This is a genomic window from Xanthobacter nonsaccharivorans (genome assembly GCF_043194755.2).
In the GTDB taxonomy this organism is placed as follows: domain Bacteria; phylum Pseudomonadota; class Alphaproteobacteria; order Rhizobiales; family Xanthobacteraceae; genus Xanthobacter; species Xanthobacter autotrophicus_G.
In genome coordinates, this window is sequence record NZ_CM195526.1 from 3,514,671 (window position 1) to 3,528,268 (window position 13,598).

Consider the following 13,598-nt stretch of genomic DNA (forward strand, 5'->3'; position numbering starts at 1 on the left):
TGAAACTCCCCTCGCCGGGTGCTACTGATTCCGAAGGCGGATCATCTGGAAGGTGAAGATGATGACGGCGGGCACCACGGCCACACTGACGTCGGGCAGGCTCTCGGCGGAGATATCCACCCTCGGCGCCGAGTTGGTTCGGCTGCGCGACGGGGAGGGCCGCGACCTGCTCTGGAACGGAGACCCGGCCTTCTGGACCGGCCGGGCACCGCTCTTGTTCCCCATCGTCGGCGCGCTGCCGCAGGATGCGTTCAGCCATGAGGGCCGGCGCTACTCCATGCACAAGCACGGCTTCGCGCGGCGCAGCCTGTTCGACCTCGTGGAGGCATCTGGAGAGCACGCCCTGTTCCGGCTGCTGCCGAGCGCGGAGACGCGCGCGCACTACCCTTTCGACTTCGTGCTCGACATGGCCTTCGCCATCGTCGACGACACGCTCTCCATCGAGGCCACGGTACGCAATCCCGGTGCGGAGAGCCTGCCGGCGAGCTTCGGCTTCCATCCGGCCTTCCTCTGGCCCCTGCCCTATGGCGGCACCCGCGCCGACCACCGCCTGCTGTTCGAGACGGCGGAGCCAGATCCGGTGCACCGCCCGGTGGACGGCCTCCTCTCCACCGCCACCGAGCCCAGCCCGGCGGCAGGCGGGGTGCTGGCGCCGGAGGATACGATGTTCGAGCGCGACGCCTTCATCTTCCTGAATGTCCGCTCCCGGCGCGTGCGCTTCGGGGTGCCGGGGCAGCCGGGCATCGAGGTCGCCTTCCCCGGCATGCCGCAGCTCGGCGTGTGGACGAAGCCCGGCGCGCCTTATCTCTGCATCGAGCCCTGGCACGGCTATGCGACGCCGGAGGGCGACACGCGCCCCTTCGTGGAAAAGCCGGGCCTCGCGCACATTCCGCCGGGGGGCGAGGAGCGCTTCGCCATGACCGTCAGCTGGCGCCCCCGGATCAGCTGACGCCACAGGCGGCGCAGCCCTCCTGCGGCGATGTCATGCCGGCACGCGCGCCGGCTTCACCGGTCCCACGTCCACCTGGATCTCGTCCCCCTCCACCCGCAGCTCGTAGGGATGGAGCACGTTGCGCACCAGGTGCGTCACGCACTTGCCGGTGCCGCAATCGAAGCCCCACTGGTGGTGCGGGCAGGTGACAATCTTGCCGTTGAAGGTGGCCTCCGTCAGCGGCATGTCCGCGTGGGGGCAGCGCCCGCGATAGGCCTTGAGCTCGCCCCCCTCGGGCCAGACCACGAGCACGCTCTTCTTCCCTGCCTGGAACAGGCCCATGCCTCCCTCAGGCACGTCGCCGGTGCGACAGATAAAGGTGAACGCCATCTGAGGTCGCCTTCCTGCAAGTGATCGCCGCATGGCGCCACGCAAGGAGCGGACCAGTCGCAAGCCCGCCTCCACGGCCGCCGGACAGCCGGCGAATGTCGCAAAGGCGACGCGCCCGGCGCCTTCTTTGGACTCTTCTCAACACGCGCGGCACGCCAACGCAGCCAGCGGCCGGCAGAATCAGGGCACGCCGTCCACTGGGTCCGGGTGGCCGTCGATGCGCATCTGGAACACGAAATAGGTGGGCGAGCAGAAGCCGTTCTGCGCGGCCGCCGCCGCAACGCCGGGCAGCGTGGACGGCAGGGCCTGGCACATGAAGTCCTCGCGGCAGAAGCGGCCCTCGCCGCAGGTGGGGCGATTGCCCCGCGCCACGCTCGCCCCCATGCAGCTGGCGAAATTATCGGTGGCGACACACAGGTCAAAGGCCTTGCCGCCCACCACCGCACACACCTCCTGCGGGGTTCTGCCCTTGCCGAAGCCCGCGAACGCGCGCTCCTCCGGCGTGCACTGGCGATAGGCCGCCCCGCCCGGCACGCCGAGCTTGGCCGGCCGGCAGGTGTAGGCGGCCGGCGAGGCGGACGCCGCGCGGCTGTTGATCTGCCGCAGGATGCGATAGCGGTCGAGATAGGGCGCCCGGCCGGGCACGATCTCGCCTTCCAGGCACGGCATGCCGGAGACGAGGTCCGCCTCGCGCGCCGGCAGGCACTGGCCGAGGCCCAAGGGAAGGCGTGGATTGCGGACGATGGCCTGACAGGAAGCGCCGGCGCCGCAACTCCAGCCGGTTCGGAAGGGCGCGGCGATACCCTTTTCCGGCAGGATGCAGGCCATGGTCGCGGCGGCGGGCGGGCTGACATGCGGGGCCGTACCCAGCCAGGCCGGGGCCGGGGCAAAGGACAGGGGCCTGAAGGTATCCGGCTCGCGCCCCTCGGCCAGCGCTGCGAGATAGGCCCGGCGACGGGCATCCTCCGCATAGAGATGGGGCGAGACCGGCACCTTCACCACATTGAAGGGTGATACCCCCGGCGCGTCGTGGCCGATGAGGTGGAAGCCGGCCGTGGCCGCCCCCTGGTGGCAGCCGGTGCAGGTGCCGTCATCGAGCCGCGCGATGAGCCCGCCGGGCGAGGCGAGGAGTTTAAGCCCGTCCAGCGGCACGCTGGCCAGATCCTGCGGCGAGAACAGGCTGGCGAAAGGATGGTTGGCGGTGCGGGCGCTGCCGAAGGTGGAGAAGGACAGCGCCTTCTCGGCCAGGAACTCCTCCGGCAGCTGGTACACACCTTGGTCAATGTCCGTCACATGACTGCGCACATACTCCACGAGCCGTGCCCGGAGGCCGGCATCAGCGGACAGGCGTGCCACGTCCGGCGTGTTCTCCAGCGTCTGAGGCACCATGCGCGCGCCTTCCGGCCGGAACACCCGGAGCAGATAGATGGCCTGCCCGCCGAGCTCCGTTTCCATGCCCGAGGGCAGGCGCACCACCTGGGCATTGACCTCCACCTGCCGCAGGACGATGCCCGCCCCGCCCGTGGAGCGCTGCCCGAGCGGCCCCTGCGCGAGCCAGCGAGCCATCTCCTGCGGGGAGGCGGCCGCCGCCGGCGCGGTCCAGCGCGCGGCCAGGTCGGGGCAGCGACCGTCCACCTCCCGCGGCACGTCGAACACCGCGTTCACGTTCACCGGCAGGCGCGAGGCATAGAGCGTCTCGCCACGGGTGAAGCGATAGCTCAGCCGGTAGATGAGCCGCACCTCGCCGCAGGAGGGGGCGCCGTGAGGCGTGTGAAGTCGCGCCGGTCGGTGCGGTTCACCACCGCCGCGAGGTCAAAGCGCGCCAGCGGCGAGGCGAGCCAGCGCAGGTCGATCACGCGCCCTGCGTTCTTGTCCGTCACCTCGAACAGGGGGCGCCTGTCCGCGCTCATCCGCTCGCGCAGGGCCTGCACATCGCGGGAGAGGTAGGCTGTGATGTCGGCGTAGCGTGGGCTGCTCCGGGAAAGATCCTCCAGCGTCCGGCTGCCGGGCGCGCCCATGATGCGGGCGAACGACCAGTCCATGCCTTCCAGCGCGGAGGTGGCGGCCCGGTCGAGGACCATGCGAACCGGCTCGCGCGCGGGCGTCCCCGGCACTTCGGCGCTGGCCGGCATGCCGAGGACCAGGGCCGCGAGCCCCGCCATCAGGCCAGCATCACGCGCCACAAGGCGGCAACCCTCCCCGCGTGCCCTCGATCGGCCCCGCGCCATCACCCGGCCACCCTCGCCTTCCCGCCGGCCCGCCATGGGCGCGAAGCCTTCAGCGGAGGGAAGCAGATGCCGGGCGCATGACGCAAGGGCGTCGACAGCTGGCACCGGCCGGGGCAGGCAGCCCCTCGCTCTCTCCGAACGGCGGAGGCTCAGCGCTGCGGCTCCCGCTGCAATTTCTCATAACGCTTGATCACCCGCTCCCGCTTCAGGCGCGACAGCTTCTGGATCCAGAAGATGCCATCGAGCTGGTCGATCTCATGCTGGTGGCACACGGCGCGCAGGCCTTCGGCGTCCTCGAGCAGCTCAACGCCGGCCAGATCCTGGTAGCGGATGCGCACCCGGGCATGGCGCTCCACCTCCTCCACGACGCCGGGCATGGAGACGCTGCCCTCCTGGTGCCGGATCAACCCATCGGAGCTCCAGACGATCTGCGGATTGACGTAGGTCTGCACGCCGTCCCCGGCGGACAGCTCCAGCACCACCACGCGCAGCGAGACGCCCACATGAGGGGCCGTGATGCCGATCCCCGGTGCGGCACGCAGGGTGTCGAGCAGGTCGGCCGCGAGGCCGCGAAGCGCATCGTCGAACGAGGTAACGGGCTCGGCAACGATCCGCAGGCGCGGATCGGGGAATTTTACGATCTGCCGAACGGTCATGAAGCCATCCCTCGCGGCGCGGTGTTCCTGCGCTGTGTCTAGCAGAGCAGGAGGCTTCGTTCAGCCTGCTCCCAACTACCCCTTCATCAACTGACCGCGGCCGGCCGCGACGACAAAATGCACCGGAGAAGGGCGCCGCCTCGGACGCCGGCGTCTGGCCGGGCCCGCCCGGCGGCCCTTCACGTCCCGCTCATGCTTCGTGTCGAAGAGAGTGAGGTGACCGCCCCGCGCTCCCCCGTCGCTTCGGCGCACCACTGCGCGGCGGCGACCGCCGTTGCCCGCAGGACACTGGCCCCGATCGCCTCCCCGATCGCAGTGTGCATGCCCGCGAAGGCCTCCCCCTCGCCCGCGGCCGGCGCGCTCACCACGATGCAGTCGGTGCCGGTGCCAGTTACGATCTCCTGCCGCCCCGGCCGGCGATAGGCGAGCTCGGCGAGCGCGACGGTGCGGGCCTGCGTCGCCAGCGACAGGGCTTCCAGCAGCGCTGTGTCGGTCAGCGGCGTGGAGACCGCGCACAGGATGTTGATGGTCCCGGCATTCAGGGGATGAAACTGTGCCCCGACCCGCCGGCCCACCCGCTCCCCATTGTTGAGGCCGAGCGTGACCAGGCATTCGGCTCGGACGTTTTCGCAGGCGGCTGCCGCATGCTCGTGGCAGGCCACGTTGCGAGCCGTCATCAGGCCGACGGCATCCGGCACGCCGCGGTCCTCCATCCGGCGGCGGAACCACGCGGCCGGGTCCGCTGCGTGGCGCAGCTCCTCGTTGCCGACCTCAAGCCATGCCACAGTGCGGCCATGCACCAGGCCCGGCCGGTTGAGCGACCAGCTCAGCATGCGCTGCACGGACGCGAACCGGGCGAGGAGCCACGGCCGCTCGCAGGTCACCTCAAACAGATTCCCGTTCACGCGCGCCCCTGCGAAGCCCCGCTCGCGGCCGCCTCCTTGAGGACCGGCGCCGCGCGCGGTGGAATTGTGGAGCGCACCTTATCAAGGCATCGGCGGGTTTCGCCAAGTCCGGGAGACGATGAAGCAGACGCCGGGGTCGAGGCCCCCGGCCGCCGGACCCGCTTCAGGTCGTGTGGTCCCCGAAAGGAGACGCCGGTGCGAGCGGTGGAGCACGCATGTCGGCGAGCACGCGCGACAGCGGCAGGGGGCGGCCCAGGTAGTGCCCCTGGACCTCCGTGCATCCGGCCCTGCGGGCGATTTCCAACTGCTCGGCGGTTTCGATCCCCTCGGCTGTGCTGGCGATGCCAAGGCGACGGGCAAGCCCGGTGATGGCCTCCACGATCGCCGTGCTGTCCGGCTGCGCCGACATGTCCTGCACGAAGGAGCGGTCGATCTTGATCTTGTCGAGGGAGAAGACCCGCAGATGGCTCAGGCTCGAATAGCCGGTGCCGAAATCATCGAGGACGATCCGCACGCCGAGGCCCTTCAGCCGCTGCAGGACATCCCTGTTGCGCTGGCTTTCGGCAAAGAGCGCCGTCTCGGTGATCTCCAGCTCGAGGCGCGCCGCGTCCAGTCGGTTCTCACGGAGCGCGCCCGCCACCACCTCGACGATGCGGCCCGAGGCGAGCTGGACCGGCGACAGATTGACGGCCACCCGCGCATGCTGCGGCAGCAGCCGTGCGTCGGCGCAAGCCTGCCGCACAACCCAGGTTCCGATGTCGGCAATCAGCCCCGTTTCCTCGGCGAGCGGCACGAAGGCCACCGGGTTTATGAGCCCGAGGCGCGGGTGGTTCCAGCGCAGCAGCGCCTCGAAACCGCAGAGCTGCTCCGAGGCCAGAGCGTAGATCGGTTGGTAGACGAGCTCGAACTGCTGCCACGCCAGGGCGTCCCGCAGGTCCGCCTCCATCTGGATCCGGCCGCGCAGGTAAGCCTCCATCTCCGGGGCGAACACGCAGAGCGTGCCCCGCCCCCGTCCTTTGGCCTGATAGAGGGCAAGGTCCGCCTGCTTGAGCAGGGCATCCGCGTCGGCGTCCGCCCCCCCGGCCACCGCGATGCCGACGCTGACGCTGATGACGATGGTGTGCCCGAGGATCGTGTAGGGCCGGCTGAGCGCCTCGATGATGTCCGCGCCCAGCGCCTCGGCCTGCTGCGGCTGAAGCGGGGCGAGGCTGACGACGGCGAATTCGTCACCGCTCAGGCGCGCGCATTCGAAATCCCCGGCGCAGGTCCGAAGCCGGGCCGCGACGGCGCACAGGAGCGCATCTCCCACCGGGTGGCCGAGGGTATCGTTCACGTCCTTGAAGCGATCGAGATCGAGATAGAGCAGCGCCATCCGCACACCCTTGGCCTGCGCGGCGCGGAGCGCCGCCTGGATGTGGTCGCGGAAGAGGACCCGGTTGGCGAGGCCCGTGAGGTCGTCGTGATGGGCGAGGAAGCGGATGCGTCCTTCCCGATCGATCAGGGCCTCGTTCTGCCGCTGGCTTTCCTCGATCGCATCGGCAAGGTTCGCCAGCGTGGTCTTGAGGGCGGTGATATCGGTGTGGATGCTCACTATGCCGCCATCGGCGGTGCGGCTTTCCTTCATCAGGACCCAACGTCCGTCGGCGAGGCGCCGCTCCAGCGGACCACCCGCCGAGCGGTGCCAGGCCAGCATCGCAGCGATGTGGCGCTCGGGATCGCGCGTGCCCTCGGGGCACGACCCACCCTCCCCGCTCTCGCGCAGGACCTTCTCGAACCGCGCGCCCGGCACCATGAGGGGCGCCCCAAGCGGATAAAAGTCGCGATAGTTCTGATTGCAGGTGACGAGGCGGTCGTCCTTGTCCCACATGGCGAAGCCATCCGACATGGCATCGACCGCATTGGCGAGCACGGTCGCGGCCCTTGCCCGGTCGGCTTCGGCGCGCTCGCGCTGGCGCAGGGCGACGAGCAGCGTAGCGGCGAAGGCCACGATGGCGACCCCACCCGAGGCGGCGGCATAGAGCATCCTGTCGCGATCGCGGGTCCAGTCGGCGAGCGCCGCGCCGCGGGGCACCGCCAGCACGACCCGCACATCGTCATAAAGGGAGGCCCGCACCACGGCGATGGTTTCCACCCTCTCCACCCGGACGGCAAATGCCTTGCCGTCCGCCGCCGCGCCCCCGTGCGCCTCGGCCATCACCTTTCCGGTGCCGACCTCGTCGTGCGGCAACGCGGCGATCAGCTGTCCATTTGGTCGCGCCAGCAGGATCCGCGCCCCGGGCGTCACGCTGGTCTCCGACAGAAGGTTCATGAGCGTGCCGAGCGGCACTTCGGCGACCGGTGTGACACCGCTCCAGTCCGGGATGGAACGCACCAGGTAAAGGGACCAGTCGCCGGTGATGGTGTTGCGCACCGGCCCGATCAGCGCGGTGGGCGCACCGGCGAGATCGATGGGCCCGATGGGCAGCACGCGCCCTGCCGGACGCATGCGTGCGGAGGCGAGAATGACATTGCCCGCGCCCACGAGCAGGAGGTCGCGGAAGGCCAGCGTCTGAAAATTGACGCTGCGCAGCAGCTGGCCCGCCGCGGCGGCATCGTCGGGCGAGGAACGGGCGGCGGCGAACAGGCTCGGCAGGCTCGCAAGGGCGCCGTGCACCTGAAGGAACTGGCGGTTCAGGGCATTCTCCACCGCGTGGGAGGAGCGCTCGAGTGCCGCCTCGGCCGCAGCCAGGGACGCCGTCTCGCCCCGATCGACAAGAACCGCCGTGCCAACCCCGATCAAAACGAGGATGAGCACCATTCCACCGCCGACGATGAGCTTCAGTCGATGCCAGATCATGTGCCCCGGCCACCTGCGCTCCGCACGGGCTATTCTGCCTTTACGGTGATGTTCTGGATAGGTGCGAGAAAGGTGTTCCAGGCCGTGGCGCAGGCCTCGCCGCACCGCTCGATCCAGCGCGGCAGCACGGTTTCGGTCAGCAGCCGTTCCCGACGCTCCTGGTCGGCCGCCGAGACCGCGACCAGCGCCATGGGCGGTCCGTTCATTCCCGCGCAGGCCAGAGCACCGGTGTTGCATGCCAGCCCGCGTGCGGTATCGGCCTCCGCCTGCTCCCAGATCCGCTGCTCCAGATCGGCGACACCGGCGCGGATCACCTCCTGCACGTCGGGCGCAAGCGCCTTCCATGCCGTGATATTGGCCCCGAAGAAGGACAGCCCCCAGCTGATGGCCATGGCATGGACATGGGTGGTGATGCCGGGAAGGCCGACTTCATAGCCGCTCAGCGTGCCTGTCACCGCGCAATCGGCGACGCCGGCCTTGAGCGCCGACGGGATCTCGGCGAAAGGCAGCAGGACGGGCACCGCGCCCAGCGCCGTCATGAGCTCCGACTGGCCCACGGAGGAGGTGCGGACCTTCCGTCCCGCGAGGTCTGCAAGTCCCGAGAATGGCCTGGTGCAGAACAACACCTGCGCGGGATAGGCATAGATACCCAGAAGCTCGATGCCGTAACGCTCCCGCAACACGTCGGCCAGATGCTGCCGAAACGCCTTCACCGTGCGCCGCAGCGCGGGCATGTCCGGGTTGAGCACCGGCAGGTCCACCGCATTCAGTTCCGGCTCGTCGCCCGCCGCCACGGACACAAGGGCGGTGCCGAAGGGAACGACTCCGAGCCGCATGAGCTGGAGCATCTCCTGGCCGCGCAGCCCTCCCCCGTCCAGCGGGCGGATGGTGGCGGAGATCCGGCCATTCGACCGCGTGACGATTTCGGATTGCCAGAAGGGCTGCTCGAGCCGGGTATATTGGCTAACGCCCGCGAGCCCCCCTACGATCTGCAGATGCACCTTGCCATCATCCGCCGGAGCGGCGCGCGTCTCGCTCGCGGCGGCGAGACACGCGACCAGGGCACAAGCAAGGCTCCCCAGCCGTCTTAATGGGATCCTGGGTAACGCAGCAGCCCTCTCCAGCCACGCAACCATGGTTTGCGCCTTCGCGTCATTTCCGGTTGCCGAGCATAGGCAGGATATCGCCCGGACGGAATGGCCCATTACACGGGATCAACTTGCACCAAAGGCGATAGACGAAGGTATCCAGTGGTGCGGTTGGTGCGGACGCTCACACGAGGCTCGTCCCCGGCGACGATCAATCCGCCCATTCCGGATCGGTCGTGAAGGCGATGGTCAGCCAGCGGTCCGGGCTGTCGTCCCCGATGGCGACGCCGATCTCGTCGCGGATGTGGTCCCACTCTTCCAGAGTCTTGGGCGGCCAGCCGCGCGGGACGATGAAGTAGAGCTCGATCTGCCTGCCCCGGCCGACCCTCGCCACGTAGGCGCGGTGGGAGACGAAGCCGTAGCGCCCCACCACCTGCCGGGCGACGGCGTCCACATGCTGCTTGAGCGAGGGCGGGGTCACCAGCAGGATGTCCGACAGCGCCTGCTTCACCGTGCCGAACGGCAGCGGGATGATGACGAGGCAGACCACCGCCAGCGCCGCCGGGTCGATGTAAGGGGAGATCCATGCAAGGCTCGTCCCCTGCACGAGATAGCCGGTGATGAAGGCCACGAGCAGCGCCGCCGTGAGCCCGGCCGACATCAACCATGCCTTGGCATCAAGCGCCAGGAAGTCGGACTTGATGGTGCGGTTGGCGTGGCGGGCGAAGAACGCCATGGCCATCGCGATGGCCACCGTCACCACCGCATAGAGGATCGCCTGGTCGAAATTGAGTTCGCGCCCGCCCGACATAAGGCTGCCGATGGCATTGATGAGCGCGTAGATGGATGCGCCCATCAACATGATTCCATTCAGCCCCAGCACCATGGGCTCCAGGTGCCAGAAGCCCATGGTGAACTGGGCGACGAAGCGGTTGGCCGCGGGCCCCGGCGTCGCTGAGGTGGCAATCAGATTGGCCACCAGCAAGGCAAGCACGGTCATGCTCGCATCGGTGAGCGCATAGACGCCGTCAAATACGATGGCATAGGAGCCGGACAGCAGGCCGAACACGATGCCCAGCACCGCGAGCAGAAGCGTGACGGCAATGGATATGCGCAGGACCCGCTGCTCCGTCATCATTTCCTCACCGCACTGCTTCCGGCCGAACACCGCCATACAAGAATCGGACGCCCCAGGGCCAAAAAACCCAAAGCGAGCGCAGAAATCTGCACCAAACACCGCCCCGGGGGGACATCACCGCTTCCGGCGACAAGATCACCAACATCGCATCGGCGCCGACGAGTTGATCAGCATGCGCGGTGGCCTGACGACCCACGGAGAGGGGCGGCGCATGGCCGATCAAGACATGGTGCATCGGGTGAAGGGACGTGCAGGCCGGATCGCCATCAACCACGAGGGCCTCCGCGGCAGGCTGAACCCACCGTAGAGCCCACTCCAGGCTCCAACCAAGCGCCTACATCGCATCCTCGACGATGAGCGCGGCGCCCTTCTCGGCGATCATGGCGGTCGGCGTGTTGGTGTTGCCCGAGGTGATCGTCGGCATGATCGACGCATCGACCACCCGCAGGCCGTCGACGCCATAGAGGCGCAAGCGCTCATCCACGACGGCCAGCGGATCGCTGGCGAGCCCCATCTTGTTGGTGCCGACCGGATGGAAGATGGTGGTGCCGATATCGCCGGCCGCCTTCGCCAACGCGGCATCGTCATCGCCCACGGACGGGCCGGGCAGATATTCCGCCGGATGGAAGCGGGCGAGCGCCGGCTGCCGCATCAAGCGCCGGGTGACGCGGATGGCATCGGCGGCGACCTGGCGGTCTTCCGGCGTCGAAAGATAGTTCGGATCGATGACCGGTGCCGCATCGGCGCCGGGCGCGCCGATGCGGATCGTGCCCCGCGAGGTCGGACGCAGATTGCATGCGGCCACAGTGATCGCCGGGAAGCGATGCAGCGGCTCACCGAACTTGTCCAGCGAGAGAGGCTGAACGTGGAACTGGATGTTGGCGCGCTCCTGATGCGGATCCGATCGCGTGAAGATCCCCAGCTGTGACGGCGCCATGGTCAGCGGCCCTCGCCTGCGCAGGGCGTAGTCGACCCCCATCCAGGCCCGGCGAAGCAGGTTGTAGTAGGTTTCGTTCAGCGTCCGCACGCCGGAAACCTTGTAGATGGCACGCTGCTGCAGGTGATCCTGGAGATTTCGTCCGACACCCTGGCTATCCCGCACGACGTCGATGCCGAGCGCCTGCAGCCACTCCCCGGGGCCGATGCCGGAGCGATGGAGCACCTGGACGGAGCCGACCGACCCGGAGCACAGGACAACCTCGCCCTTCGTCCGGGCTTCGATCGTCACCCCATTCTGGCTGTACAGAACGCCGACGGCCTTTCCGTCCTCGACAATGACCCGGTCGGCGAGCACGTCGGTCTCGAGCCGCAGGTTTGCCCGGGAGAGAACCGGCTTGAGGAAGCCGCGCGCCGACGACCAGCGCCGGCCCCGTTTCTGGTTCACATGGAAATAGCTGATCCCCTCGTTGTCTCCGGTGTTGAAGTCGGGGATCTTGCGAATGCCCATTTCGCTCGCGGCATCCGCGACCGCATCCAGCACATCCCAGGAGATCCGGGGCGCCTCGATCCGCCAGCCGCCTCCCACCCCATGATGCTCGCTCTCGCCCAGGAAGTGATCCTCGAGCCGGCGGAATGCGGGCCGCACGTCGCCCCAGCCCCACCCTGCCAAGCCCAACTGGCGCCAATGATCATAGTCCGCCGCCTGCCCCCGCATGGAGATCATGGCGTTGATGGCCGACGACCCGCCGATGACCTTGCCGCGCGGATAGGCGAGCGCCCGGCCATTCAGGCCAGCCTGAGGTTCGGTCTTGAACATCCAGTCGGAACGCGGATTGCCGATGGCGAAAAGATACCCGACCGGAATGTGAAACCAGATCCAATTGTCCCGGCCGCCGGCCTCCAGAAGAAGCACGCGCCGGCGCGGATCGGCCGACAGCCGATTGGCGACGATGCAGCCCGCCGTCCCGGCCCCCACGACGATATAGTCGTACTCGCCTTCCAGTCGCTTCTTCATGGGCTCCCCCTCGCGCGCTTTTCCCTCAGCGCTTGTTGCCATGGTGGATTTTTGCACTCAATGCCGATAATTTCGCTTCCTATTCGCATTTTTGCAGATGGCGATGGACTGGGACGACCTCCGCATTTTTCTTGAGCTGGCTCGAACCAAGCAGATGACAACGGCCGGAAAGGCCTTGGGCATTGACGACTCGACCGTGGGCCGGCGCATCGCGCGCCTGGAGAAGGCGATCGGGGTCTCTCTCATCGAGCGCACCGGGCGCCGCACCGCGATCACCGAGCACGGGCAAAAGGTCGCCGATGTGGCCGAGCAGATCGAGGCGACCATCCTTCGCGAGATCACCGGCCTCGGCGAGGATCCCGCTCGTGTTGCCGGACGGGTCCGCATCGGGGCGCCGGAAGGCCTCGGCATCGGCTACCTGGCGCAAAGACTGGCGCAGATGTCCCTGCTCTACGAACGGCTGGAAACCGAGCTCGTCGCTTTGCCCAGGACGTACTCGCTGGCGGCCCGCGAGGTCGACATCGCCATCACGCTCGACCGTCCCACCACCGGACAGGTGACGGTTCGCAAGCTCACGGACTATTCGCTCGAGCTCTATGGGACCGAGCTCTATTTCCAGCGCCGTGGGAAGCCACAGTCGGTCCATGACCTTCACCGCCACACCTTCGCTGGTTACATCCCCCAGCTTCTGTTCACGCAGGAGCTGAGCTTCACGGACCTCGGAGACGGAGAAGTCGCCCTATCCGCCATTCGCAGCACAAGTGTGATCGCGCAGGTCAATGCCGTCCGGTCAGGGGCCGCCATCGGCATATTGCCGCGCTTTCTCGCCTCGGCGCATGCCGAACTGGAGCCCATCCTGGCTGACGAAGTACATTTCGTGCGGAGCTACTGGATCGCCGTGCACGACAACCTCAAGCATCTGCACCGGATCCGGACTGTGCTGGATGCTCTCTCGGGACAGGTGCGAAGCGACCTGGCGACCTTCCTCAGGCGATGAGCGCCGTCAACGCCGGCGCCACCGGAGAGGGTGGGCATGGCCGCCACCCTCTCCGGTGCGCCGCGGCCAATGCGGCAATTCCCCCGGCGGCCCGGGCATACTTCCGGCCTCACGCTCAGCTTTCAAACGGCCGCGGGGAACCGGCCCAGCAGGGGCCGGCGCCGGTTCGAGGTACAGCCGGCTGCACCAGGGCTAGGGCCGCTCGACGCGCACCTGCGGCAGCACTTGACATAACGTAAGCCGAGAGGCCTCATTATGCGATGAGCGCCACCTTCAGCCCTCACCGCCGCCCCTGCCCCATCGCAGGAAAATAGCCCCGCGCTCGGATCTTGCGCCCCGAGTGCCGGGGTGACGATGTCTTGTTCGCGCACCTGCGCGGCAGCCACTGGCAGCGCGCATTCACCCGATCTCCATCCCTGAGCCCGCGCCACGCCAGAACGGACGTGGCGCCGCGCGCGCTTGCGGCGACCCATCA

11 protein-coding genes are annotated in these 13,598 nt (G+C 68.4%); 2 read left to right on the plus strand and 9 right to left on the minus strand.

Annotation, left to right across the window (positions count from 1 at the left end; all coding sequences use genetic code 11):
- Positions 1-58: 58 nt before the first annotated feature.
- Entirely contained in the window at positions 59-949 is an 891-nt protein-coding gene (locus tag V5F59_RS16100; protein WP_393976221.1) for an aldose 1-epimerase family protein, read from the plus strand.
- A gap of 33 nt (positions 950-982) precedes the next feature.
- On the opposite strand, the gene V5F59_RS16105 is transcribed toward V5F59_RS16100, so the two are convergent.
- The 9 genes from V5F59_RS16105 to V5F59_RS16145 all read right to left on the minus strand — a co-directional run bounded on the left by V5F59_RS16105 (position 983) and on the right by V5F59_RS16145 (position 12,126).
- Positions 983-1,321 (minus strand): Rieske 2Fe-2S domain-containing protein, encoded by a 339-nt coding sequence (locus V5F59_RS16105; RefSeq protein WP_393976222.1) that lies wholly within the window; start codon positions 1,319-1,321, stop codon positions 983-985.
- A gap of 180 nt (positions 1,322-1,501) precedes the next feature.
- Complete coding sequence (locus tag V5F59_RS16110) at positions 1,502-3,061, minus strand: hypothetical protein (RefSeq protein WP_393976223.1); 1,560 nt, start codon at positions 3,059-3,061, stop codon at positions 1,502-1,504.
- A complete protein-coding gene (locus tag V5F59_RS16115) occupies positions 3,040-3,504 on the minus strand; it encodes a hypothetical protein (protein ID WP_393976224.1) in 465 nt (154 codons plus the stop codon). Before V5F59_RS16115 ends, V5F59_RS16110 begins: the two co-directional genes overlap by 22 nt.
- A gap of 194 nt (positions 3,505-3,698) precedes the next feature.
- Positions 3,699-4,205, minus strand: coding sequence for a peptide deformylase (locus tag V5F59_RS16120; protein WP_393976225.1), 507 nt, complete (start codon positions 4,203-4,205; stop codon positions 3,699-3,701).
- 179 nt (positions 4,206-4,384) lie between these two features.
- Positions 4,385-5,110 carry an adenosylcobinamide amidohydrolase gene (locus V5F59_RS16125; RefSeq protein ID WP_393976226.1) on the minus strand — a complete coding sequence of 242 codons (726 nt, stop codon included), beginning with the start codon at positions 5,108-5,110 and terminating at the stop codon, positions 4,385-4,387.
- A gap of 163 nt (positions 5,111-5,273) precedes the next feature.
- A complete protein-coding gene (locus tag V5F59_RS16130; protein ID WP_393976227.1) occupies positions 5,274-7,946 on the minus strand; it encodes a bifunctional diguanylate cyclase/phosphodiesterase in 2,673 nt (890 codons plus the stop codon).
- A gap of 29 nt (positions 7,947-7,975) precedes the next feature.
- Entirely contained in the window at positions 7,976-9,082 is a 1,107-nt protein-coding gene (locus V5F59_RS16135) for a TRAP transporter substrate-binding protein (protein WP_393976228.1), read from the minus strand.
- Between the two features lie 163 nt (positions 9,083-9,245).
- Complete coding sequence (locus V5F59_RS16140; RefSeq protein ID WP_393976229.1) at positions 9,246-10,172, minus strand: cation diffusion facilitator family transporter; 927 nt, start codon at positions 10,170-10,172, stop codon at positions 9,246-9,248.
- Positions 10,173-10,506: 334 nt separating this feature from the next.
- Complete coding sequence (locus tag V5F59_RS16145; protein ID WP_393976230.1) at positions 10,507-12,126, minus strand: GMC family oxidoreductase; 1,620 nt, start codon at positions 12,124-12,126, stop codon at positions 10,507-10,509.
- A 103-nt stretch (positions 12,127-12,229) separates the two neighbouring features.
- On the opposite strand from V5F59_RS16145, the gene V5F59_RS16150 reads away from it, so the two are divergent.
- The gene (locus tag V5F59_RS16150) at positions 12,230-13,123 is read left to right on the plus strand and encodes a LysR family transcriptional regulator (RefSeq protein ID WP_393976231.1); all 894 of its coding nucleotides are present in this window, start codon (positions 12,230-12,232) and stop codon (positions 13,121-13,123) included.
- Positions 13,124-13,598: the final 475 nt, after the last annotated feature.